Below are 24,015 nucleotides of genomic sequence, written 5' to 3'. Positions count from 1 at the left end.
CCCGGGAGAGAGGCTAGTCTGGTAAGACGTTTTACCAACCTGGTGTCGCAACGTACTGCCGAGCTCGGTGCGTGGCGCCCGACGAGCCGGACGAGGAGGTCTTGATGCGGAACGCGAGCCGCCTTCAAGGAATTACCTGGGACCACCCGCGCGGCATCGACGCACTCCGTGCCAGCGGCGACGAGTACGAGCGCAGGACGGGCATCGGGATCGACTGGGCCGTCCGCTCGCTCCGGGAGTTCGAGGACACGCCGGTGGCCGAACTGGCGGCGGAGTACGACCTCGTGGCGCTCGACCACCCGTTCATCGGCGACGCGGTGGAGGCGGGCGCCCTGCTGCCGCTGGACACCGTGTTCCTCCCCGCGGAACTGGCTGAACGCGCCGAGGACTCAGCCGGTGCGAGCGACTCCAGCTACCGCTGGAAGGGACACCAGTGGGGCGGCGCCGTGGACGCCGCGTGCATGGTCGGCGCCCACCGCGCCTGTGCCGTCACCCGTGAGGAGATACCGGTCCGATGGGAGGACGTCGGCGGGTTCGCGCGGCGGCACGGGCGGGAGTCGGTGCTGCTGGCGGCCAACCCGACCCATCTCTGGGGCACCGTGCTCTCTCTGTGCGAGGCCGTTGCGAACACCGCCGTCGGTCCGCGTGAGGGCTGGCGCCGGAGCGCCGACGGCCGCCCGGCGTGGTGGGGGGATGCCGGGATCGATCCCGCGCTCCTGGAGGAGGGCATCGAGCGGGCGGGCCGCCTGCTGTCGCTCTGCGCGCCCGCATCACTTGCCAGCGACCCGATCACCGTCCTCGAACGCCTCGCCGACTCCGGCGCCCCGGCCCTCTACTGCCCGCTGGTGTTCGGCTACGTCACCTACGCCCGGCCCGGCGCGCGCGACGCGCTCGTGGCGTTCGGCGACGCTCCGCGCATCGGCGACGACCCCGTCGGCACGCTGACGGGCGGGGTGGGGCTCGCCGTCTCGGCCCGCTCGGACGCGGGGCGGGACGCCGCCGCCTTCGTGCGGTTCGCGACGACGGCGGAGATCCAGGCCGGTCACGCGCACGAGGCCGGAGGGCAGGCGGGCCGCCGCTCCGTGTGGGTGGACGAGCGGGTCGACGCCGAGGTCACGCATTTCTACCGCGACACGCTCGCCACGATGGACCGCTCCTTCCTGCGGCCACGGCTCCCCGGCTACCCGGACTACCAGCGCGCGGCGGCGCACGCGCTGCACAGCGGTGTGGTCGACGGCGTACGGCCGCGGGCGCTCGCGACCGAATTGGCACAGCTGTGGCGCAAGCATGTCCGCGTCTGACCCCCGTCCGGGCGGCCCGTGCCGCCCCCGCACCGTCGCCGAGCAGTTCGTGCGGGTCGAAGCCGCGTACGGAGACCGCCCGGCGCTGCGCTCGACGGAGCCGGGGGCGGAGACGGAGCCGGGGCGGGCGCCAGTGATGGGGACGGGGCCGGCGGCCGGGCCAGGGGCGGCGACCGGGCGGGAATCCGGCTGGCTGACGTTCGCGGAAGTCGCCGCTCTGGCCGAAGCGGCGGTGTCCCGGCTGGCCGCCCAGGGCGCCGTCGCCGGTGACCGGATCGTGCTCGCGCTGCCGAACAGCGTGATCCTCCGCGTCCTCGACCGGGCCGTGCTCGGGTCCGGGCTCGTGAGGGTGGCGCTCTCCCCGCGGCTGCACGCACGCGAGATCGCCGACATCGCCGCCGACTGCGACGCCCGGGTGGTCTGCTGCCGCCCGGAGGCGGAGGCCGACATCCGCGCGGTCCTCGCCGCGGTCGGGTCTTCGGCACGCGTGACGGCCTGCTCCGACCCAATGGCCCCCGCCGGCCGGGCAATCGCGGCCCGGGCGAACCTCTCCCGGGCGACCGCAGCCGAAGCGCCTCTCTCTCCCGGCTCGTTGGCCGCGTCGGCTGCGGCCGTCCCGCCACCGGAGCACACCGCGTGGCCCCCGCCGGCCCCCTCCGACATCGCGATGCTGATGTACAGCTCGGGGACGACGGGCCGCCCCAAGGGGGTCGTCGTCACCCACGCGACCTGGGTGGCGCAGACCACCCGGGCGCTGCGCGAACTGCCCGTGATCGGTCCCGGGGACGTCGTCCTGGCCGTGGCTCCCATGAGCCACTTCGGCGGGTCGATCGGCCTCGACTGCGCCGTGAGCGGTGCCGCCACGGTGACGATGCCGCACTTCGATCCGCGCGCGGTCCTGGAGGCCGTCGACGCGTTCGGCGTGACGGTCCTCCCGTTGGCGCCGATCATGCTCGACCGCGTGGCGCGCGCCGCCGAGGGACCTGCACCGGTACCCCCGCCACGGGGCATCAGGGCCGTCCCGTACGGCGGTTCACCCCTCGGTGTCGCATCGCTCGAACGGGCGGAACGGATCTTCCCCGGAGTCCTCACCCAGTTCTACGGGCTGGCCGAGGCGCTGGCGCCGCTCACGGTGCTGACACCCGCCGACCACGCCTCCGGGGTTCCGGGCCGTCTCGCGTCGGCGGGGCGGGCCGTCGCCGGTGTCGAGCTGCGGCTTGTGGACGGGGAGGTCGTGGTGCGCGGCGACACCGTGATGGACGGGTACTGGAACCGTCCGGAGCTGACCGCGGCCGCGTTCACCGACGGGTGGTTCCGTACCGGCGACCTGGGGGAGATCGACGCCGACGGCTACGTACGTCTTCGGGGCCGTTCCAGCGAGATGATCGTGACCGGGGGGTTCAACGTCCACCCCGCCGAGGTCGAGCGCGTCGTCTCCACGGTCGACGGCATCCATGAGGTGGCCGTCGTGGGCATGCCTCACCCGGTATGGGGCGAGGGCGTCACCGCGGCGGTCGTACTCGACAACGGCCCGACGACCGGCGCCCCCGGCGAAGAGATCCTCGCCGGTATCGCGCACGCCTGCGCGGCCGCCCTGGCCGGCTACAAGAAGCCCGTCGCCGTGCACGCCGTACCCGAGATCCCGCGGAACGCCGCGGGCAAGACCGACCGGAAGACGCTGCGGCGAAGACTGTCCGGCCGCTCCGACCAACGCGATCAGTCCGGCCACTCCGGCCACTCCGACCCATCTGACCGATGCGATCAGTCCAGCCGCTCCGACCGACCCGACCGCTCCGGCCGATCCAGCCGCTCCGACCGAGAGGAACAACAAGACGATGCAAGCGCTTGACGCCATCCGCGTCCTCGACTTCACGCAGATGATGCTGGGCCCGTTCGCCACCCAGGTTCTCGCCGACCTCGGCGCCGACGTGATCAAGGTGGAACGCCCCGAGGGCGAGTGGGAACGCGACCTCGCCATGATGGGCGAGTACGTCGACGGGGAGTCGGCGGCGTTCCTCGCGATGAACCGCAACAAGCGCTCGGTGGCGCTCGACCTCAAGGACCCGCAGGCCAAGGAAGCGCTGCTGAGGCTGGGGGCGACGTGCGACGTCGTCGTCGAGAACTTCCGCCCCGGCGTGATGGACCGGCTCGGGCTCGGCTACGACGACTTCAAGGCCGTGCGGGACGACATCATCTACTGCTCGGGCTCCGGCTGGGGGCAGGACACCCCGTTCGCCAGGGAGGGCAGGCCCGGCCAGGACCTCCTCATCCAGTCGATGTCCGGGCTCGCGGCCTCGACGGGCCGCGCCACCGATCCGCCGACCCCCGCCGGTACGGCCATCGTGGACCACGCGACCGCGCTCACCCTCTCCAACGGCATCCTGGCCGCCATCATCGCCCGCAACACCCACGGCATCGGCCAGCGGGTGGAGGTGGATCTGTACTCGACCGCCATCGCGATGCAGTGCCAGGAGATCTCGACCTTCGTCAACCAGGGAACGGAGTACCGGCGGTCCGACTCCGGCATCGGCCAGGCGTGGCTGTCGGCGCCGTTCGGGGTGTACGAGGCGGGCGACGGGTGGCTGGCCGTGGCGATGGCGCCGCTCGCAACGGTCGCCGACGCCGTGGGAGTCGCCGCCCTCGCCGATTTCGACGCCTGGGCCGAACGGGACGAGGCCAAGCGGGCGTTGGAGGACATCACCCGTACGGACACGGTCCAGCACTGGCTCGACGTGCTGCTCCCGAAGGGCATTTGGGCGGCGCGGGTGCGTACCACCAAGGAGGCGGTGGACGAGCTGCGGGACGAGGGCTCCGACCTGCTGGTCACCCTCGACGGTCCGGCGGGGACGCCGATCGAGCTGGTGGGCTGCCCCATCTCGCTCAGCGCGACGCCGTGGCGGCAGCGCCTCGCGCCGCCGCGGACCGGTGAGCACACGGCGGCCGTCCTCGGCGAGGTCCTCGACGGAGCGAGCCTGACCGCCCTGGTGGGTGAGGACCGGTGACCGCGCGCCAGGAGCAACCGGCCGTCGTGGCGGGCGAGACCGACCGGCCGCACCCGCATCTCGCGGTCCAGGACCACGCCGTCGACGGCAGCGGCGTCGTGCGCGTCCTGAGGATCGACCGGGAGGAGAAGCTCGGCGCGCTGTCCGGCGCGCTCGTCGCGGCGCTCGGAGAGCAGATCGTCCGCGTCCGGCAGGACCGGGAGGTCCGCGCGGTCGTCCTCACCGGCACCGGCCGCGGCTTCATCGCGGGCGCCGACGTGGGGGAGTACTCCGGGGTCGGCGCCGACGCGTTCCTGGAGTACCAGCGGACGTCGCGCCAGGTCTTCGACTCCCTCGAACGCCTGCCGCAGCCCAGCGTCGCCGCCGTGAACGGATATGCCTTCGGGGGCGGGTTCGAGGTCGCGCTCTGCTGCGACTTCATTCTCGCCTCCACCCGCGCCAGGTTCGCCCTGCCCGAGGTCACGCTCGGCCTCATCCCGGGCGGCGGAGGCACGCAGCGGCTGGCCAGGGCCGCCGGGACCCGCTTCACCAAGGAACTGGTGATGACCGGCCGCAGCGTCCGCCCCGACGAGGCCGTCCGGCAGGGCCTGGTGACCGAGGTCGCCGAGCCGGAGGCGCTGATGGAGCGCGCCCTCGCCTTCGCCGTGCTCCTCGCGACGAAGGCGCCGCTCGCGGTCCGTGAGGCCAAGCGCGTCATCGACGGCGGGGTGGCCCAGGGGCTCGACGCGGCGCTCTCGGCGGAACAGGCGGCGCTCGGCGGGCTCTTCGGCACCGCCGACGGGCAGGAGGGCATCAGCGCCTTCCTCGACAAGCGCACACCCCGGTTCACGGGGGCCTGACCGTACGTTCCGTCACCCGCGGTCCTGCACCGTACGGGCCCCGCGTCCGTATGGGCCCGGCGTTCGTACGGTCCGGTGGCGGCGGCCGGGTCTCGTAGGCGCGGGCTATCCTCGGCGGCTTTCCGGTGGTCGGGGGCGGCATCCGCCGGCCCGGCGGTGGTTCATCCAGGGGGTGCAGCGCAAGGCGCACGCCACGAGGTGTTCGGGCGCGTCGCCGACGCCGTCGCGCCAGGGGACGGGCAGGACGCGGACGCCCGGCAGGTGGATGGCGCGGTAAGCGGGAAGGGGCGTCGTCGGGTCCAGGGGGCGGGCGGCGAGGAGGACGCGGCCGCCGGGGCGGACGGCGGCCAGTGCTCCGCCGATGCCGGCGGTGGTGCCGGTCGTCTCCAGGACGGCGTCCGGCCGCGGGCCGGAGCCGGTGATCGTCTCGGTGAGGGCCAGCCGGACGAGGTGGGCGAGTACGCCGTCCCCCTCCACCTGGACGTTCTCGTCGCCGACGGCTTCCGCGGCGGCCTGGGCGGTGGTGGCCCAGTCGCGTGCGGCGCGCTCGTCGGCGTCCGGCGCCGGGTATCCGTATGCCCACGTTTCGGTGGCTGCCGGGTCGTCGGCGAACCACACCAGGTCCGTGGCCGCCGAGCCGCTGTCGGGAGCGCATGTGACGCGCCGCCAGTCGCTCACGGCGCACCGCCTTCGAGGAGGCGGGCGGGGGAGACGGCGCGGCCGAGTCGCGCGGAGGCGTAGGCGGCTGCCACGACCGCCTGGGTGCGCAGCCCGTCGGCGAGGCTCACGTCCACCGGCGTACCGTCGTGGACCGCCCGCGCGAAGCGGGTGAACGCCCAGGTGCGCAGGTCGATCGCGGTCGGCGGCGGCCCGGCCGGGGGGCTCTCCGCCGGGCCGGGCGTCCCACGGAGGGTGAGGCGGTAGTCCGGTGTCAGCTGTATTCCGCCCTTCTCGCCCCAGATATGTGTCCGCATGCCCCGGCCGCCGGCCACGCTGGCGCTGCCGGTGAGGGTGGCGATGGCGGCGCCGAATCGCAGGACGATGCTGACCACGTCCTCGATTCCGGGGGCCGCGACGGTCGTCGAGGGCGCGGTCTCGGCGTAGACGCGATCGGGTTCCCGGCCGAGGAGCGCCCGTACCGCGTCGATCTGGTGGATGAGGTTCATGATCAGGAAGCCGCCGCCCGCGCGGTCCTCGGACAGGCGCCAGGTGGAGGAGGCGCGGCCGCTGATGCCGCCGTGGAAGTACGCCGCGGGCTTGTCGGTGAAGTACGTCGTGGCGGCGCCGAGCGGTTCGCCGATCTCTCCCGCCGCGATGGCCGCGCGGGCCCGGCGGAACCTCGGGTCGGTGCGGGTGGGGAAGAGGACGCCGGTGCGCCGCGGGCCGGACTGCGCGAGTTCGGTCATCCGCCGCGCCGCGGCCAGGTCCTGGGCGACAGGCTTCTCCAGCAGGACGTGCTTGCCCGCCGCCAGCGCCTCCGCGAGCAGCGGCTCGTGGGTGTCGTGCGGGGTGGCGATGACGACCACGTCGACGTCGGGGCGCGCCAGCAGGGCCCGTACGGACGGCTCCCGCCGTCCCCCGAACCGGGCGGCGGTCTCCTCGGCCAGCTCCCCGACGGGGTCGTGACAGGCCGTCAGCTCGGCCTCGTCCGCGGCGGCGAGCGCCTTGGCGTCCTCGATGCCGATGTCGCCGCAGCCGAGCAGGGCGAAGCGCAGCGGCCGTACGGCGAGGGCGTGCCGGCCCGGGGCGGGGCGCGGGGCGTCCCAGTGCAGCGCGGCGCTGACGAAGGCGCGATCGTCCGCCAGCCGCCGGTAGACCTCCGGGGCCTTGTGCGCCGGATAGTCGGCCAGGACGTCCCTGACGGTGAAGCGGCGCTGTTCCAGCAAGGAGAAGAAGAGGTCGCCGAGCCGCTCCTCGTCCTTCTCGGCCAGCTGGGAGACGTGGGCGCCGCGCAGGTCGAGCCGGCGGTCGTGGAGCCGCTGGAGGGGGACGTCGGCCTGCTCGGTCCGCGGCGAGCCGAGGAGCACCACCCGGCCGCCCTCCGCGGCCGAGTCGATGGCGACGGCCAGGCCGGGGCCGCTGCCGGTGGCGTCCACGACGAGCGATGCGCCTCCATCGGGCGGTCCGGGCTTCCCGAACACGGTGGAGGGTTCCGTTCGGCAGGTCCACGTTCTGGCGGCGGTCGCGGCGACCGCCCGCACCCGTGGTGCGCCGAGGGCCGCGGCGAGGCGGCGGGTGATGACGCCGAGCAGGCCCTGGCCGATCACCGTCACCCCTTCGCCCGCGACCTGGCCTCCGGTTTCGAGGCCGTGCAGGGCGGTGAGGGCGAGCTGCCAGATCGCGGCGTCGGCCGGCGGGACGCGATCGGGTACGGCGCGCACGTAGCGGGCGGGCACGACGGCCACGTCTGCGTGGCGTGCCCGGCGCACCGCGACCCGGGCGCCCGGCGGGAAACCGGGGCCGCCGCGCACCGTGCCGGCGGCCATGTAGCCGGGGAACTCCGGGAAGCGGGAGCCGGCGGTCGGCTGGTCCAGCAGGATCGCGCGTTCGGTGCCGGGCGACAGCACGCTCACGCCGACATCGACCGTGACGTGTCCGGGCCCGCCTCGCGGTTCGTCCTGATCGACGATCTCGCACCGGCCGGGACCGGGTAGGACCACCTGTCGCATGCGTGCCTCCATGGGGAATGCGCAGTCGCCGGTAATCGCGGGGTCCGCAGCAGTGGCCGGATTTCTGGCGGGCAAGCGCCTCGATCTCGATTAGCGGGCAGGCGCCCCGATCGCGGAAAGGATGTCCGAATACCGCGCTGCGCAGGCGTGGTTGACCGGACATCGCTGTTCGGGCATGGTAATGCGCGTGATAGCTTGGACATTGCGAAAGCTGGATTTCGATCCCCGCACCATCGCACTCGTCGAGCATGATTTCTCCCGGCTCCTCGCCCGGTTCAGGCAGCGCCGCCGAATGCGGCGGGCGGGAGGGCTCCCGGAATCCCGCAGAATCCATTTGGGCTGCGGCGACCGGCGCGTTCCCGGCTGGTCCAACTGTGATGTCGCCGGCTCGGAATGCGACATCGATCTGGCGGCCGCCCGGCTGCCGTTCCCGGACGGTTCGGTAACGGCCGTGGTGATGCAGCACGTCGTGGAACACCTGGAACTGCGCGGGCAGTTGATCCCGCTGTTCCGGGAGCTGCACCGGGTCTGCGCGGACGACGCCGTGCTCTGGCTCTCCTGCCCCGATCTGGCCAAGGTCTGCGCCGGCTACGCCGCGGACCGGGGACAGGCGCTGGTGGAGGACCGCTGCCGCCGCTGGCCGGACTACTCCCTCGGCGGCGCCCCCGTCCAGCAGTTCATCAACGACCTGTTCCAGGCGCGCGGCAGGCATCGCAACCTCTTCGATCTCGAACTGCTGGCCTGGGCTCTCGACCAGGCCGGATTCGGTTCCGTCGAGCGGATCGAGGAGGCCGGCCTGCTCGCCGCGCACCCCGAGTTCCCGCCGCGCCACGACGACGCGCAGTCCCTCTACGTGAGGGCGTGCAAGTCCCGGTAGTGGCACCACAGGTCGTAGAGGGGGATCTCCGCCGGGTCCGCCTGGGTCGGTTTGACGGGCTCGGTCCAGTGGACCATCAGGGCCGGGGGGACGGCGGGATGCACGATTCCGCCGTCCCTCGCCCGGACGCCGGGCGTCCAGGCGAAGACCTCGGCGGGGATGGCCTGGTCGCCGGTGGTGGTGCGCAGGTGGTGCAGGCTGGTGTAGGGGAGGCCCGAAGTGACGATGAGGTAGTTCAGGAACGGCTGTTCATAGCCGAGTTTCATGTGCGGCCTGAGCTCGCGGGCCGCGGGCAGCGAGGCCGTGATTCCGGCCTGCGTCAGCGCGCCTTTCCGGGAGGTCACGAATCCGGTGTTGGCCGCGTATTCGTACTGCTCCACTGTCAGTTTCCCGGACTGCCTGATGGTTTCCTTCCAGGCGCGGCCCGGAAGGTTGGACGTGGCGGTGACGAAGTCGTAGTCCACGAGATAGTCGAAGACGAAGTCGATGTTCCGCAGGACGGCGGTGTCGCTGTCGATGTAGAGGAATTCGTCGAACTCCCCCTCCCACGCCGCGAGTTTCCTGAAATGTCCTCTCCGGCGCTCATGGAAGGAGAGGCCGACCTCGTCGCACCGTGCCAGCAGCGGTACGTCCTCCCACACCGTGAACCCGTACCGGTCGCCCAGCGCGGCGATCCGCCCGTACTCGCTGTCGAAGGGGATCAGCCGGAGCGGGATGTCGGGGTTGGTGCGGCGGAAGCTGTTGAGGAACACGGCGACCAGCTCCACCACACGGTCGTTGGCCACGAAGTACACGCCGCGTTTGCCGGGCATGGCGTATCGCCCCCTTCTCGTCCAGGAGTGTCGGGTCAGTCGGCGCAGGCGGTGAGCGGCTCGCCGCGGACGGCCTCGGAGGTGAAACCGTCCGGCCCGACCGGGTGATCGCCCAGGACGGTCACCCGGTACAGGGTGCGGCGGCAGTCGGTGTGGTCCAGGTCGGCGGGCTGGAGGTGGGCGACCGCGCGGTTGTCCCAGACGGCGACGTCGCCGGCCGCCCAGCGCCAGCGGACGGTGTACTCGGGGCGCCCGATGTGCTCGTAGAGCAGCTCCAGCAGGTGGCGGCTCTCCCAGGGCAGCAGCCCGAGCAGCCGGGTCACCGAGGCGGGCGGCGCGAAGAGCGCCCTCTCGCCGGTCTCGGGGTGGACGCGCACCACGGGGTGCACGGAGAGCAGGGTGTCCTCGGTGAGCCCCCGGATGACCTCTATGTCCTCCGGGTCGGAGAGCAGCAGCTCGCAGGCGGCGTAGAGGGTGTGTTCCGCGCGCAGCCCGCCGGCCAGTTCCCGCAGCGGCCCGGAGAGACCCTGGTACGCCGCGACCAGGTTGGTCCACTGGGTGTCGCCGCCGTACTCGGGGACCCGCTCCGCCCGGAGGACGGAGAGGGCCGGCGGATTGACGGCGGCGGCCAGGTCCACGTGCCAGCCCGAGTCGTGGCGCAGCGCCTTGGGCCGCAGCCGTTCCTCGAACCGGCGGCCGTACCGGGTGTCCGCCGCGTCCGGGTCGACGGTCAGCACCTGCGGGTACCCCTCGGGGTGCACGCCGTGCTTGCGGCCCGGACGCCGGGTCAGCGGCCCGAAGCGCCGCCCGAACGCGATGTGCTCGGCGTGGCCGAGCCGCTGGCCGCGGAAGAAGATCACCTTGTGCCGGAGCAGCGCCGTGCGAATCCCGGCCAGCACCGCGTCGGGTACCGGCGCGGAGAGGTCCACGTCCGCGATCTCGGCGCCGATGCGGCCCGCGACCTGCCGTACGTCGATCCCGGTGGCGTGCTCCGTCGCTCCCGCCATGCGGTTCTTCCCCTCTCGGCGGCCGGCGTGTTCCGTCAGGCCCACTGCAGTACGGTCCGGTCGTCGAGCGGGCCGGTCATCCACACGGCCGTGGTGCGGCGCACGTCCCGCTCCCCACTTGGAGCTACGGCGTGCACATGACCGCCGTCGAAGACGTAGACGTCCCCGGGGCGGATCTCCAGGGTGATCTTCTCCAGGCCGGTCAGGGCCTCCAGCGGGTAGCCGTAGTTGCCGGGGGGCATTCCCAGCGTCCGGCGCTCTTCGGGGCCGGGCGCGGCGTTCCAGTAGACGAGTTCGCCTCCGGCGCCGTTCTCGAAGCAGGCGAGCGCGTTGCATACGCGCTTGATGCGTAGCGCCTCGAAGTCGGCCAGCCGCGGTGTCGGCCAGCCGTGCGGGGTGTCGTCGTGCGGTCGCAGGCCGAAGGACTCGCTGTCGGCGCGCGACCGGAGCTTGTAGGGAGCTGCCTGCCGTCCGCCGTGCTCGGCCAGGCGCAGCTCGACGTCCCGCTTCGCCAGGTGGGCGCGGCAGTCGTCGAGGAGGGCGGGCAGGGACCGGCCCGGGACGTCGCTGATCGCGGCGATTTCCGGCCGGGTGCGCTCGCAGTCGTCGAGGTAGGCGTCGAGGCTGGCGGCGGAGACGAGGACCGGGCCGACGACGCGGTCGGCGCTGCGGACGGCGCGTGCCGGGCTGGCGAGCAGGGGGCTGTTCCAGAAGTTGCGGCAGATGCTCGCGCAGACGTCCGGCGTCAGTGCTCCGCGGAAGATGGCGCCGGCGACGCGGCCGCGCAGTACGTCCCACCACGCGTCCCAGTCCGCGCCGTCCCGTTCCAGGAAGCGGAAGTACTCGGGGCCTCGCCGACACCCGGCCAGCGGGTCGGCGGAACGCGGTTCGGTCATGGCCGCGGTTCTCCCTCGGTCGGAGGTCGAGGTGTGTCAGTAGGAGACGCTCACCACGGTCTGCGGCGAGCCGTGCACCTTCTGGGCGCGCTCCTGCATGGCCAGCACACCGGCCAGGCCCTCGGGGGTGTAGAAGGCGCTGAGCTTGGTGTAGCCGTCGAACTTCATGTCCTCGCCGCTCCGGGACACCGCGACGGCGGGCTCCGCCAGCAGGCGGGCGTCCTGGGCGATCCAGAGATGGCCCGCCGCGGTGTCGGCGCGGACGCGGTCGAAGAGCGCGCGCAGCGCCGGACCGGAGAAGCTGCCCGCGTGGTAGACGGCACGGCTGCCCCAGTTGAGCGTCGGATGGTGGCTGCCGAACTTCACGTAGTAGCGGCGCCTGCCCTGGCCCAGCCGGCAGTACTCGTCCAGGGTGATCCAGGTGCCGTCGGGCAGGTGGAAGCCCTCGGGCGTGATGATCTCGGTGTGCGGGAAGATGCCGCGGATCTCGTCGGGGTAGTACTCCCGGGCCTTCGCCCAGAACGGCCAGGCCATCGTCACCTTGGCGTCGTAGAGCGGCGTGGGCGGATGGTCGAAGAAGAGCTCGCCCTGTTCGCACGCCTCCATCCACTGGTCGAAGAACCCGTTGTACCGGAGGTCGTAGAACTCGTGGGCACGGACGAATCCGCACTCCTTCCAGTGGACGTCATCCCAGGCGAAGTGCCGGATGCCGGACTCGCGCAGCCGCTGCACGGTGTAGTGGACACCGTGCGGCCGGGAGGCGTTGCCGGTCAGGTGGTGGACGACGAGGCCGTCGCCGAACCGGGCGCGCAGCGATGCCGAGAGGTCGTCGATGAGCGGGCGGAAGCTCCGCCGCGCCCCGCCGAAGTCCTCCGGGAAGGCCCGGTAGAGGGCGTGCACCTGGTCCGCGATCTCCCAGCCGGAGGCCGGGCACTGCACCTCCGCGATCGCCCCGGGGGCGGGCTCGTCGGTACGGAAGTAGAGCGGCAACGCGAGGTGACGTTCCGTCAGTTTCAGGTGGAACTCCCGGCCCCGCTCCGGCGGCTGCCCGGCCAGTACGGTCTCCGCGACAGCCGGGTCGGCCTCGCCGCGCAGACTGGCCAGGAAGACGTCGCGGGTGATCCGCTGGAACTCGCGGATCAGCGCATTGCGGTCGGTGAACCCCCGCAGGGTCTCGCGGTCCAGCGGGTAGGGGCGGCTGGAGATCAGGTTGGTGAAGCCGACGCCCGCCCGGGTCCTGCGCTCGATGTCGTCGTCGATGAAGCGGTACCAGCGGTGCGCGGCCTGCTCCGCCATGCGGGTCTCCTTCACTCGGCCGCCAGTGCCGCGAGATCGAATCGGTACAGGCGCGCGCAGTTGCCCGCGGTCACCCGCTCCCGGTCCGCCGCGCCGACGTCGGCCAGGCAGCGGTCCAGCACCTCCCTGGAGTGCGGCCAACTGCTCTCGTAGTGCGGGTAGTCGCTGCCCCACAGGAAGTTCCCGGCGCCCAGCCGGCGCAGGGCCAGCACGCCCACCTCGTCGTCGGTGAAGGTGGCGTGGACCTGGCGGCGGAAGTAGTCGCTCGGCGCCAACGCGAGATCGCTGCGCAGCGCCGGGCCGAGCTTGTCGTGGATCCGGTCGGCGTGCAGCAGGTGGTAGGCGACCCAGCCGATGTCGTTCTCGGCCAGGACGATGTGGAGGCCGGGGAAGCGCTGGAGGACGCCGGAGAAGATCAGATCGGTCAGCGTGTGCTGGATCTCCTCCGGATAGGCCATGTTGCGCTGGACGCGGCCCATCGGCGTCGCGTAGTCGAAGAGCCGGGGGCTGTCCCGGTAACCGGTGAGGCAGTGCATGGAGACGGGCATGCCCAGCTCCTCGGCCGCCCGCCAGAAGGGGTCGTTGGCGGCCCCCGCGAAGTCCCGCTCGGCGGGGGCGGAGGCCCAGACGGCGGCGCCCCTGAGGCCGAGGCCGTGGCAGCGGCGCAGCTCCCGGACGGCCTCCCCGGTGTCCCAGAGCGAGATCAGCCCGAGGCCGGCCAGCCGCTCCGGCGCGTACCGGGCGTAGTCGGCGAGCCAGTCGTTGTAGGCCCGGAAGCAGGCGCGCTGGAAGTCGCCGTCCGCGAGCCAGAAGAGGTGCAGGGCGAGGCTGGGATACAGCACCTCCCCGGCGACCCCGTCCAGGGCCATGTCCTTCAGCCGTGCGGCCGGATCGCCGCCCCCGGCGCGGGCCGCCTCGACGACGGCCTCCGCCCCGTCCGCGAAGTCCGCGGGCGTGGTGTCGGTGGCGTAGAGGGTGTTGACCAGGGCGGGCATCAGATTGTCGCAGGTGAAGTACCAGCCATGTCGCTCGGAGTCCCAGGAGACGCGGGGCGCGCGGTCGCGGTGCCGGCGCTCCAGCCCCTCGGTCCACAGCCGCACGGGTTCGACGACATGGGAGTCCGCTGACAGCACGGGCGCGGTCACAGGCCAACTCCTCCCCATGAGTAAGGGCCGTCGCGGCGCACACCGGCAACCGTGGCCTGCGGCGATGGCGGAACGGGGTGAGGCGCGTACTCGGACGGCCGCCCGAGGAGTCCGGGACGGCCGGCGGCGGTACGTTCTCCCATTCTTGGGCCCGCACCAGGCCAGTCAAGGGCGCGTACGACCAGAGGCGCCGATTCGGTCACCCGGCGTAGCGGGCCGGTGGTGCGGCGAACCGGCGTGTGCCACCATTCGCCGCATGCCGGTCGACCGTACGACCGCCCGAGCGCGACAGGGCGCGGACATCCTCCTCCTGAGCGCCTCCAACTACCCGGCGCTGCCCATCTATCCGTACGCCTTCGTGCAGGTCTCGGCGATGGCCGCCCGCCACGGCCTCTCGACCGCCCGCCTCGACCTGCTGCACACCCCCAAGGAGTCGTGGCGCGCGACGCTGCGCGAAACCCTGGAGCGCACCGGCCCCCGGCTCATCGGCATCCATCTGCGCCAGCTGGACTCCATCTTCATCTGGAACTACGCCGACCACGACCTGCCGGGCGCCCCGCAGGTGCGCAGGAACAGTTACTGGCCGTTTCACGATACCCAGCAACTCGTAGGTATTTTACGTGAGTTGACGGACTGTCCGATAATGATGGGCGGCTTCGGCTTCACCACCCGCACGCCGGACCTGCTGGAGCGGCTCCAGCCCGACTTCGGGGTCACCGGCGAACCGGACGAGGTGCTGGAGCACCTGGACGACGTGCTGGCGCACCGCCACCCGGAGCGGATCGCCAACCTCGCCCACCGCACGGGCGACGGCTACACCCTCAACCCCCGGGTCTTCCTGCCGCCCGCCGGCCACCCCGAGTACACCGACGCCATCCTCCGCGACCTGCTGGACTTCTACGGACCGGGGCGCGTCACCGGACCGGACGCGGACGTCCACGTACCCGTGGAAGTGCAGCGCGGCTGCCCGTACCGCTGCTACTTCTGCACCGAGCCGATGGTCAAGGGCCGGCGCCACCACGTCCGCGACCTCGACGTGGTGACGGCCGACATCGCCTTCCTCGCCGACCGGGGCGTCTCCCGCGTGTGGCTGGTCTGCTCGGAGATCAACGTCGGCAGCAACGGGCTGCTGTTCGAGATGGCCGCGCGGATACGGCGGCTGAACCACGGCCGTACCCAGCCCGTCGGCTGGACCTGCTATCTGCTGCCCAACCCCCCGCTGGAGCGCGCCGAGATCCGGGCGCTGCTGGAGTCGCGCTTCGAGCCCAGCTGGAACCAGTTCGCCTCCTACGACGACGGGAACCTCAAACAGACACGCGTCCCCTACCGGGCCCGGCACGCGGTGCGGGCCCAGGTCGACTGGCTGGAAGAGGACGAGGCGTTCCGCCGTGCGCACGGGCTGCCCATACCGGCCCGGCGGCTGGACATGTTCCTCGGGAACACCTACGCCACCCCGGAAGCGGTCGCGGCCACCCTGCGCACCGTCAGCGAACTGCGGCTGGGCGAGCGCTTCGACGACTCGCTCATCACCCGCGCCACCCGGGTCTTCGACCTGGGCGACGGGCTGCTCGCCGACACCGGGGCCGCGGCGTACTCCGTCGGCCCGGACGGGCTCCTGGACGAGGTCGACCTGGTGCACCCCACCTTCAGCTACCCGGCCGCGCTGGTCGAGGTCCTCGGCAGCGCCCGGGCGGTGGACGAGTTCTTCGCCTACGTGGAGAAGACCTTCCTCTCCCGCGCCCACCGCTCCCGCCTCGACTGGCCGGCGTTCCTCGCCCGCCACACCGACGAGGAACGCCTGGCCGCGTGGTGCGAGCGGCTGCGCCGCGCGCCGGGCCCGCCCGGCGAGGACCGGGCGGCGGCCGCCGCCCGCGCCGCCATCGCGGCGGACGGCGGCGCGGAACTGTTCAAGCGGCTGCGGGAAGGCGTACTGGGGGAGGGGAGCGTTCCGGCGAAGGGAAGCGGCCTGGGGGAGGGGAGCGTTCCAGCGGAGGGGGGCGCCCCAGAGGAGGAGGGCACCCCGGCAGAGGAGCGCACCGGCCCCCTCGCCCGTGCCCTCGTCGAGCTCGTCGTCGGCACCGAGCCGGAGCGCACCGACGCGGTCTTCGCGGCCATCGGCCTGCCCGGCTACTGGGACGACCGCACCTCCCGGACGGCCTACGACGTCTGCGCCGGGCTCGCCGCCCGCTTCGCCGCCGTCGAGGACGTGCGCGACGCGGCGCGCGCGGCAGCGGGCCCCCGCGACCCGGCGCTGCCCCTGCTGGCCGTGGAGTACTGCCTGTACGACAACGACGTCCGGCTGCGGCCGGACTACACGCGGATCCTGTTCTCCGCCTGAGAGCCCCGCGTCACCGGTCGCCGGGCCGGGACAGGTACCGAGCGGGCCCGCCCTCGCGCACGGTGTCCAGCGTGACGCAGTGGAAGGACCCGCCGAAGGTGTAGACGTGCCGGAAGTCCACCGGCACGCAGCGGAAGCCCCAGTCCGTCAGCGCGTCGATGAGCGGCTGTTCCTGGCGCTCGACCACCACGGTCTCCGGGTCCAGGGAGAGCACGTTGATGTTCACCCATGGACTGCAGAAGTACATCGGCCAGTCCCGCGGCAGCGTCGGCGCCGGGGCGGGCAGGATCTCCCAGCCGTCGAAGAGCTCGTGGTGGACGTAGCGCTGAGGGTGGACCAGGAGCTTGCCCGGCGCCAGCGGCGCCATGGTGGCGTCGATGTGCATCGCGTGCGGATCGTCGGTGTCGACGACCGTCACCCCGAACTCCGGGCCGAGGGCCCGCCGCACCCAGTCGATGCCGAACTCATTGGTGACATGGCTGCGCTGGACCACGAGATCGCGGCCGAAACGCAGGAAATCGGCGGCGTCGAAGACTGGCTCGAACTCGGTCACCGCCCAGTCGCCCGCCCCGCCCCCGGTGCGGTACAGCTCACCGGTCAGCTGCGGGCGCGGAGCCGGCAGCCAGCGGGCGCCGCGCCGGAAGTACGACTTGATCAGCGAACGGAAGGCGTCCACCTCGTGGTGGCGGCAGCGCCAGGACATCGGGGCCTCGATGATGGCGTCGCCGACGACCATCAGCAGATCCCTGGGCATCCCCGCGTAGAGGCCGCCCTCGGAGCTCCAGTGCGGAGTCCGGAACGGCGCCTGGTGCTCGACGGCATCCGGCCGGACCACCGTGACCCCGTGGTCCTCCAGTACCTCGACCAGCCCCTCCAGCTCCTCCTCGGCCGCCTTGAGGAGATCGGCCGGCAGCGGGGACCCGCCGAACTCCCGGAAGACCGGCTGGGCCGCTTCGGGCACGACGTGCGCCATCGATTCCTGCCAGTCGGGAAAGACCCCGCCCAGTAGGCTCCCCACCACCACCTCCCGCAACGGGTCCCATTCGGTGTACGAGCTGACCGCCCCCGGCAGGGCCTGCTCCTGCTCCTCCGGGCGCCTCGGATCGTTCGTCATTTTCCCCCGCTTCGGCGCGGTACCGCTGACGTGGCCCTGTGTCCATCGGATTCGTCGCGCGGCCGGACGGCGCTGGCCAGCCCGCCGGCCGTCTCGCCCCCGTCGATCACGAACGTCTGCCCCGTGACGAACGCTGCGTCCGGGGAGGCCAGATAGGCCGCCAGGGCGGCGATCTCCTCCGGGGAGCCGAGCCGCCTCAGCGGCAACGCGTCCGCCTGCTCGGCCAGTTGAGCTGCGGTGTACTCGGCCCGCTGCATGGGGGTGAGCACATAGCCCGGACAGACCGCGTTGACCCGGACCGCCGGCGCCAGTTCCAGGGCCAGGGTCCTGGTGAGCTCGATCACCCCGGCCTTGCTCACGTTGTACGCGACGTAGTCGGGCATGCCCACCATGCCGCTCACCGACGCGGTGTTGATGATGACACCTCCGTCCGGCGCCATCCGGCGCCCCGCCTCGCGGGCCACCAGGAAGGTCCCGGTGAGGTTCACCCGCAGCGTCCGCTCCCACTCCGCGAGCGACGTCTCCAGGAATGACCGCCGGACGCTGATCCCGGCGTTGCTGCAGACCACGTCCAGTCCGCCCCAGGCGGCGTCCATCTCGGCGAACGCGGATACGAGGGACGCTTCCTCCCCGACGTCCGCGTGCAGCAGCAACCCCGCTCCGGGGACGTCCCGCGCGAACCGCGCCAGCGCGTCCCCGTCGCAGTCCAGAACGGCCACCCGCGCCCCGTCCCGTACGAAGCGCCGCGCGGTGGCGGCGCCGATTCCCGAGGCGCCGCCGGTGACCAGCACCCGTCGCGATCGTTGCTCAGCTCTCTCCACCAAGCCTGGTCTCCTGAGTCGGTGGGGTCCTCCGCGACGCGGGGACGCCGTGGCGGGTCAGGGCGCGCTGGGGTCGTTCCCGCGGGAGAAGTCGCCGGAGCGCAGCGCGTCGTAGAGCCGCTTGCCGGTGGACGGGGGGCTGAAGAAGAAGCGGGTCGGCTCCGCACGGCGCAGCACTCCGTGGACGAAGAAGTCGCGGGCGGTCGCCTTCCAGTACACCGGTCCGAGGATGCCGAGCAGCGCCAGGTACCGCGCGAGGCCGAGCGGCCGTCCGAACCAGTGGTTGACCGAGACGGACGGGGTCTCCGCCCGGATGTCGTGCCACCAGCCGCGCGGGATGTAGAGCAGATCGCCGGGGCCCATGCGCACGTGGTACAGGACCGCGCCCGCCAGCCGGGGGAAGCGGCACATGTCGGGAGCGGCGAGGTCCACCTGGCTGTTCACCAGGTTGCCGGGAAAGGGGTAAGCGGCCCTGCTGTCCCGCCAGTCCACCAGGGTCACGCTCTTCTCGCCCCAGAGCTGGCAGAAGAAATTGTCCTTCAGGTCCGAGTGCAGCATCGAACGCGTCCCGGCGGAGCCGATCCACACCCGGGTATCGGTGGGACGGCCGTCGGGCGGGAGCAGGGAGGCGAAGTCGCAGTCGGCCGTATCGAAGATCTCATGAGCCCGCTGGTACGCCACATAGCAGGGAGCGGAGGGCTCGGCGGAGACCATCCGCTCGACGAACTCGGCGAAGCCCAACTCGCACTCGTAGCGCCGCTGGTCCTGCGGAAAGAGAACACCGGTGCTCGGGAGATCCATCAACGCCGTTACGCGCTGCGCGCCATGACGCTTCGCCAGGGATTTCGGAGTCCAAGCGGTGCGGGCGGGCCATGAGTCGAGGAGGCCGGTACAGAGCAGTGGTCCGGAGCGACGGTCGACGGTGCGGCGCAGTGCGCCGAGGTCGGACGCGGCGGCCCGCGGTACCCGACGTACCGTCAGCCCCGCGTCCAGCAGCCGTAACGCCATCGTGTCCGTCGGGTTCGCCGCCTCCTCCGGCGACTCCGGCCGCTTTCCGAACCGCAGTGCTCCGGATCGTTCGACTCGGCTCATGCCAACTCACTGTCCGTGCTTGCCTGCCACTTGCCTAGCCCTCCGGGCCGCGCACCCCACAGGAGCGCCGACTTCCGGCCAGCGGCGCTCCGGCCCTGGCACGGGATGTGATCGGATGGCGTGGGACCAGGCGCTTCTGCGACCGTGCCGCCGGGGCGATCCGCGGTGCCGCGGTGAAGGCAGCGGTGTTCGTTCGCGGTGCTGCCTCCGTAGAAGAACGGCCTTCCAGGCCACCGGAATTGAGACGGTTTCCCTCGGGGCGGCGCGGCCGGGGCAGTGCGCGCGCGGGGAGTCGCGGGCGCCACAGGAGCGGCATCCGCCACTCGGTCGCCGGCAGGCGCGGACGGAACGGCCCTTTTCCCCGCACAGGCCCGGCGGCGCCGCCGCACGGCACCGGCAACCCACCGGTCCGCGCTGTCCGGATGCCGTCGGGCACGGCCGGGCGGACGCTGTGGGAATGGCCGCGTGGGTAGCCATGGGGACGGACTGCCGGTGCGGGAGAGAAGGTCCGTCATGGAGCACGAGGAGACCGAGCGGGCGACCCAGGACTTCCCCGAGTACGAACGGCCGAGGTGAGACCCCATGCGGATCGCCTATCTGCACGCCTGCGAAATCCCCTCGGTCTTCGCCAACGGAGTCCATGTGATGCGCATGTGCGACGCCTTCGCGGACGCGGGCCATCACGTCACCCTCTTCGCGGCGACAGGAACCATCCCGGCCGACGACGTCCACGCGTACTACGGAACCCGCAACCGCTTCCCGGTGCACACCTTCGGCACTCCCCGGATACCGGTGCTCGGCCGCTGGCTCCGGGCCTGGCGGGTCCGCCGGGCCGTACACCGCTCCGGCGCCGTCGACCTCCTCTACGGCAGGGACCTGTACGCGCTGCTCGCCTCGACCGGCCTCGCGCCGCTCGTCTACGAAACCCACCTGCTCCGGCCCGGCAGGGACCAGCGCATCGTGGAACGACTGCTGCTGCGACAGCGGGGCCTGCGCCGCGTGGTCACCGTCACCGAGGCGCTCGCCGAGGACTACCGCCGCACCGTCCCCCGGCTGCGCCGGCCCCGAGGGCCCGAGCTGGTGACCGCCTCCGACTGCGCCGATCTCCCGCCGGCCGCCGGGCCGACGGCGACGCTGCCGGGCCGGCCGCACACCCTGAAGGTGGGGTACGTCGGACACCTCTATCCGGGCCGGGGCATCGACGTCATCCTCGCGCTGGCCGCCTCCCTGCCCGACGCCGACTTCCACCTCGTCGGCGGCACGGACGAGGACCTGGCCCACTGGCGGAGCCGGCCCCACCCGTCCAACGCGCACTTCCACGGCCACCACCCGCCGTCCCGGCTGCACCCCTACTACCGCGCGTTCGACGTCGTACTCGCCCCGTACCAGCGGCGCGTCGCCTGCGCCGGCGGCGCAGGGGACATCAGCCGCTGGGTCTCGCCGATGAAACTGTTCGAGTACATGTCGTACGGCAAGGCGATCGTCGCCTCCGACCTGCCGGTGCTCAGGGAGGTCCTGACGGACGGCGCCAACTGCGTGCTCTGCCCGCCCGACGACGTCGCGGCCTGGACGGCGGCCGTCAAGCGGCTGGCCGACGACCCCGAGGCGCGAGCGGCCCTGGGGCGGGAGGCCGAACGGCGACTGCGCAGGGACTACACCTGGCGGGCCCGCGTGGACCGCGTCCTGCCCCGGCCGGACAGCGCACCCGTGCGCGGGGGCGGCTGATGCGGGCCGTCGTGACCGGCGCGGCAGGCTTCATCGGCTCGCACCTGTGCGCCCAACTGCTCGCCGCCGGAGACACCGTCATCGGCATCGACGCGCTCACCGAGTTCTACGACCCGCTGCGCAAACGCCGCAACCTGGCCGAGGCGCTCCGCTGCCCGGCCTTCTCCTTCCACCCCGTCGATGTGCTGGACCCGCCGCTCGACGCCCTGCTCGACGGCGTGGAAGTCGTCTACCACCTGGCCGGGCAGCCCGGCGTACGGCCGTCCTGGGGGCGGGAGTTCGCGCTCTACACCAGCCGCAACGTACTGGCCACCCAGCGCCTGCTGGAGGCCGTGCGCGACCATCCGCTCCGCAAGTTCGTCCACGCCTCCAGCTCGTCGGTCTACGGCGACGCCCACAGCTTCCCGACCCCGGAGACCGCCTGCCCGCGTCCGGTGTCACCGTACGGAGTGACCAAACTCGCCGCCGAGCAGCTGTGCGAGCTGTACCGCACGACATACGGCCTGCCCACGGCGTCCCTGCGGCTGTTCAGCGTCTACGGCCCGCGCCAGCGCCCCGACATGGCCTTCGCCCGCCTGTTCGCCGCCGCGTCCGGCGGCCCCCGCTTCCCCCTCTACGGCGACGGCGGGCAGACCCGCGACTTCACCTATGTACGGGATGTCGTCGCGGCCATGCGGGACGCCGCCTGTTCCCGCTTCACCGGGATCGCCAACCTCGGCGGCGGCAGGCCGGTGTCCATGCGGCAGGCGATCGCCGCCGTCGAGCGGATCGCCGGACCGGTCGCCCTCGACCGCCGGCCCGCCCCGCCCGGCGACGCCCGGCACACCGGCGCCGACATCACCGTCGCCGCCCGCGAGTTCGCCTTCCGGCCTCGTACCCGGCTGGAGGACGGACTGGCGGCGATGGCCGAGCACGCCGCACGGGAGGACGCGGAACGGCCGAACGGCGCGCTGAACACCGGCATCCGGACGCCGGGCACCGGCATCGGGGGAGGGCGGCGGGAGTGAGTACGAACGAGCCGGCCGGCGAAGACCGGGCCGCTCTCCCGCCCGGCATCACCGACAGGCCCTCATCGCGGACGCTCCCAGTCCGCGTCAGGCGCATCGCATGCCATGAGAAAGGGAATGACGATGCTGATCTGCGGTGTCAAGGTTTCGCATGACGGCGGTATCGCGGTAATCGACGGAAACCGCCTGGTATTCAGTATCGAGGCAGAGAAGATCGGCAACGCTCCCCGCTACAGCCCACTGGGGGACCTCCGTCGGGTTTCGGAAATCCTCAGGTCCGAGGGGATGGAGCCCGAGGACATCGACCGCTTCGTCGTGGACGGCTGGAGGACGTCGAAGGAGCAGCCCTGGACCGTATCCACGTCCAAGGACGGAGAACCGATCGTCCTGCCCGTAGCGCCCTATGCGGACGGCTCTCTCGCGAGCGACCCCTTGCACCGCTACACCTTCACGGCACACGACTTCAGCAAGAGGGCTCCCGGATACGCCAGCTACCATCACGTGGCGAACCACCTGCTCGGCGCCTACTGCTCCAGCCCCTTCGCCGTGCGGGGCCACGACGCCCTCGCCCTGGTGTGGGACGGCGGCATAACGGCCAGGCTGTACGAGATCGCGCCGCGACAGCGGTCCGTCAGGCCCGTGGCCCGCCTTTTGCCGTTCCGCGGAAGGCTGTTCGCGCTCTTCTCCTCGCACTTCGGGCCGTTTCGCGCGGATGCCTCGCGGGACGACGCCGACGCCGATCAGACATACCGCTCCATCCCCGGCAAGGCGATGGCCTACACGGCACTGGGCAAGGTCGAGCAGGACGTGTTCCCGGCTTTCGACGCCCTCCTCGGCGGAATGTCCGAAGCGGCCACGGACAACAGACGCGACCTGGGCCGAGAGCTGGCCGCCAAGCGCGGGCACCTCTTCCCGGGCATGTCGGACGCCGACCTCATCGCGACCTTCCAGGAATATCTCGGCCGCGCTCTCGTATCCGCCCTCACCACCGTGGTGCGAGGCAGGTACAAGGGCCGGTATCCGCGGCTGGTGATGGCCGGCGGCTGTGCTCTCAACATCAAATGGAACTCGGCGATCCGGTCCGCCGGGCTCTTCAAGGAGATCTGGGTACCGCCGTTTCCCAACGACTCCGGCGCCGCCCTCGGCACCGCCTGCTGCGAAATGGTGCACAGCACCGATTACCGCTCCGTCGGCCTCGACTGGAACGTCCACAGCGGTCCGCGCCTCGCCCAGGACGGAATCTTGCGGGAGGGGTGGCGGGTACGGGCTTGCGACGAACGCCAACTGGCCGCGCTGCTGTACACGGACGGGTCACCCGTCGTCGTCCTCTCCGGCAGGGCGGAGCTCGGGCCGCGGGCGCTGGGAAACCGCAGCATCATCGCCCCCGCCACCGACGAGGGGACCAAAGACCTGCTCAACACGGTGAAGGACCGGGCCGCGTACCGCCCCGTCGCGCCGGTCTGCCTCGCGCACCGGGCGCGTGAGGTGTTCGACCCCGGCTGCGACGACCCGTTCATGCTCTTCGACCACCGGGTACGTCCGCAGTGGGCGAGCCGTATACCGGCGGTCATCCACCTCGACGGCACCGCGCGGCTGCAGACGGTCGGCACCACGTCCGGCAGCGCCATCGCACGCGTTCTCAACGCCTACGAGGAACTGACCGGCATCCCCGTCCTGTGCAACACCAGCGCCAACTACAGCGGAAGCGGCTTCTTCCCGGACGTCGCGTCGGCCGCCGCATGGGGCCGCGCCCGGTACATCTGGTCGGACGGCCGCCTTTTCACCCACCCGGAGCAGACCGGGAAGCCGCCGCTCAGATCTTGACTCCCCGCAGCTCTGTCCTCTCCCTGTCCCGGCGCTATTCCGGTATCGGGTCGATGTCACCGCTCTCTCCGGTTCCGGTGAAGGGCTTGAGCGGTTCCCCTCGCACGGATTCGGAAACGAAACCGTCCGGTCCGACCGGGCGGTCTCCCAGGACCAGGGCGTGCAGATCTTTAACTCGTGGCTTTCCGCTCGGTGGTTCGTTGGTCTGGCGTGAGCGGGTTGGAAAGTCAGCGGGCTGTGCTGGCAGCCA

General features: G+C 72.2%; 20 protein-coding genes. 9 read left to right on the top strand and 11 right to left on the bottom strand.

Annotation, left to right across the window (positions count from 1 at the left end):
* The first annotated feature begins 104 nt into the window (after positions 1-104).
* From AB0I22_RS15890 to AB0I22_RS15875, 4 genes are read left to right on the top strand one after another with little or no spacing between them, the layout of a single operon-like run.
* Positions 105-1,301, top strand: a complete 1,197-nt coding sequence (locus tag AB0I22_RS15890; RefSeq protein WP_363131352.1) for a hypothetical protein — start codon at positions 105-107, stop codon at positions 1,299-1,301.
* Positions 1,288-3,150, top strand: coding sequence for a class I adenylate-forming enzyme family protein (locus AB0I22_RS15885; RefSeq protein WP_363131351.1), 1,863 nt, complete (start codon positions 1,288-1,290; stop codon positions 3,148-3,150). Before AB0I22_RS15890 ends, AB0I22_RS15885 begins: the two co-directional genes overlap by 14 nt.
* Positions 3,137-4,303, top strand: a complete 1,167-nt coding sequence (locus AB0I22_RS15880; RefSeq protein WP_363131350.1) for a CoA transferase — start codon at positions 3,137-3,139, stop codon at positions 4,301-4,303. The genes AB0I22_RS15885 and AB0I22_RS15880 overlap by 14 nt, the downstream gene beginning before the upstream one ends.
* Positions 4,300-5,142: an enoyl-CoA hydratase/isomerase family protein gene (locus AB0I22_RS15875; protein WP_363131349.1), complete on the top strand. Its 843-nt coding sequence runs from the start codon at positions 4,300-4,302 to the stop codon at positions 5,140-5,142. The genes AB0I22_RS15880 and AB0I22_RS15875 overlap by 4 nt, the downstream gene beginning before the upstream one ends.
* Positions 5,143-5,247: 105 nt before the next feature.
* Here AB0I22_RS15875 and AB0I22_RS15870 read toward each other — a convergent pair whose 3' ends face one another.
* Together AB0I22_RS15870 and AB0I22_RS15865 are read right to left on the bottom strand one after the other, a co-directional pair.
* On the bottom strand, positions 5,248-5,820 hold the full coding sequence (locus tag AB0I22_RS15870; protein ID WP_363131348.1) for a hypothetical protein: 573 nt from the start codon (positions 5,818-5,820) through the stop codon (positions 5,248-5,250).
* Complete coding sequence (locus AB0I22_RS15865) at positions 5,817-7,811, bottom strand: Gfo/Idh/MocA family oxidoreductase (RefSeq protein ID WP_363131347.1); 1,995 nt, start codon at positions 7,809-7,811, stop codon at positions 5,817-5,819. The genes AB0I22_RS15870 and AB0I22_RS15865 overlap by 4 nt, the downstream gene beginning before the upstream one ends.
* Before the next feature lie 202 nt (positions 7,812-8,013).
* On the opposite strand from AB0I22_RS15865, the gene AB0I22_RS15860 reads away from it, so the two are divergent.
* On the top strand, positions 8,014-8,688 hold the full coding sequence (locus AB0I22_RS15860) for a methyltransferase domain-containing protein (RefSeq protein ID WP_363131346.1): 675 nt from the start codon (positions 8,014-8,016) through the stop codon (positions 8,686-8,688).
* Here AB0I22_RS15860 and AB0I22_RS15855 read toward each other — a convergent pair.
* The 5 genes from AB0I22_RS15855 to AB0I22_RS15835 are packed head-to-tail and all read right to left on the bottom strand — an operon-like array spanning position 8,661 to position 13,844.
* Positions 8,661-9,500, bottom strand: coding sequence for a hypothetical protein (locus tag AB0I22_RS15855; protein WP_363131345.1), 840 nt, complete (start codon positions 9,498-9,500; stop codon positions 8,661-8,663). The genes AB0I22_RS15860 and AB0I22_RS15855 overlap by 28 nt on opposite strands.
* Positions 9,501-9,535: 35 nt before the next feature.
* A complete protein-coding gene (locus tag AB0I22_RS15850) occupies positions 9,536-10,507 on the bottom strand; it encodes a TauD/TfdA family dioxygenase (RefSeq protein ID WP_363131344.1) in 972 nt (323 codons plus the stop codon).
* A 35-nt stretch (positions 10,508-10,542) separates the two neighbouring features.
* Positions 10,543-11,403 carry a hypothetical protein gene (locus AB0I22_RS15845; protein ID WP_363131343.1) on the bottom strand — a complete coding sequence of 287 codons (861 nt, stop codon included), beginning with the start codon at positions 11,401-11,403 and terminating at the stop codon, positions 10,543-10,545.
* A 36-nt stretch (positions 11,404-11,439) separates the two neighbouring features.
* Entirely contained in the window at positions 11,440-12,699 is a 1,260-nt protein-coding gene (locus AB0I22_RS15840) for a hypothetical protein (RefSeq protein WP_363131342.1), read from the bottom strand.
* Positions 12,700-12,710: 11 nt separating this feature from the next.
* Positions 12,711-13,844 (bottom strand): amidohydrolase family protein, encoded by a 1,134-nt coding sequence (locus AB0I22_RS15835; protein ID WP_363131341.1) that lies wholly within the window; start codon positions 13,842-13,844, stop codon positions 12,711-12,713.
* Between the two features lie 256 nt (positions 13,845-14,100).
* Between AB0I22_RS15835 and AB0I22_RS15830 the strand changes: the two genes are divergently transcribed.
* The gene (locus AB0I22_RS15830; protein WP_363131340.1) at positions 14,101-16,182 is read left to right on the top strand and encodes a radical SAM protein; all 2,082 of its coding nucleotides are present in this window, start codon (positions 14,101-14,103) and stop codon (positions 16,180-16,182) included.
* Between the two features lie 10 nt (positions 16,183-16,192).
* Here AB0I22_RS15830 and AB0I22_RS15825 read toward each other — a convergent pair whose 3' ends face one another.
* From AB0I22_RS15825 to AB0I22_RS15815, 3 genes are read right to left on the bottom strand one after another with little or no spacing between them, the layout of a single operon-like run.
* Positions 16,193-17,296, bottom strand: a complete 1,104-nt coding sequence (locus tag AB0I22_RS15825; RefSeq protein ID WP_363131339.1) for an amidinotransferase — start codon at positions 17,294-17,296, stop codon at positions 16,193-16,195.
* Positions 17,293-18,117, bottom strand: a complete 825-nt coding sequence (locus AB0I22_RS15820; protein ID WP_363131514.1) for an SDR family NAD(P)-dependent oxidoreductase — start codon at positions 18,115-18,117, stop codon at positions 17,293-17,295. The genes AB0I22_RS15825 and AB0I22_RS15820 overlap by 4 nt, the downstream gene beginning before the upstream one ends.
* A 57-nt stretch (positions 18,118-18,174) precedes the next feature.
* A complete protein-coding gene (locus AB0I22_RS15815) occupies positions 18,175-19,209 on the bottom strand; it encodes a cupin-like domain-containing protein (RefSeq protein ID WP_363131338.1) in 1,035 nt (344 codons plus the stop codon).
* Between the two features lie 582 nt (positions 19,210-19,791).
* Between AB0I22_RS15815 and AB0I22_RS15810 the strand changes: the two genes are divergently transcribed.
* The 3 genes from AB0I22_RS15810 to AB0I22_RS15800 all read left to right on the top strand — a co-directional run bounded on the left by AB0I22_RS15810 (position 19,792) and on the right by AB0I22_RS15800 (position 23,765).
* Entirely contained in the window at positions 19,792-20,934 is a 1,143-nt protein-coding gene (locus AB0I22_RS15810; protein WP_363131337.1) for a glycosyltransferase family 4 protein, read from the top strand.
* 11 nt (positions 20,935-20,945) lie between these two features.
* Positions 20,946-21,941 (top strand): NAD-dependent epimerase/dehydratase family protein, encoded by a 996-nt coding sequence (locus AB0I22_RS15805; protein ID WP_363131336.1) that lies wholly within the window; start codon positions 20,946-20,948, stop codon positions 21,939-21,941.
* 105 nt (positions 21,942-22,046) lie between these two features.
* Complete coding sequence (locus AB0I22_RS15800) at positions 22,047-23,765, top strand: carbamoyltransferase N-terminal domain-containing protein (protein WP_363131335.1); 1,719 nt, start codon at positions 22,047-22,049, stop codon at positions 23,763-23,765.
* Positions 23,766-23,799: 34 nt separating this feature from the next.
* On the opposite strand, the gene AB0I22_RS15795 is transcribed toward AB0I22_RS15800, so the two are convergent.
* Positions 23,800-24,015, bottom strand: a 216-nt coding sequence (locus tag AB0I22_RS15795; protein ID WP_363131334.1) for a hypothetical protein, incomplete at its 5' end; no start/stop codon positions are given.

This window comes from Streptomyces sp. NPDC050610, assembly GCF_040654875.1.
Classification (GTDB): Bacteria; Actinomycetota; Actinomycetes; order Streptomycetales; family Streptomycetaceae; genus Streptomyces.
The sequence above is the reverse complement of the archived record's forward strand: the minus strand, read 5'-3'. Positions and strand labels throughout refer to the sequence as shown.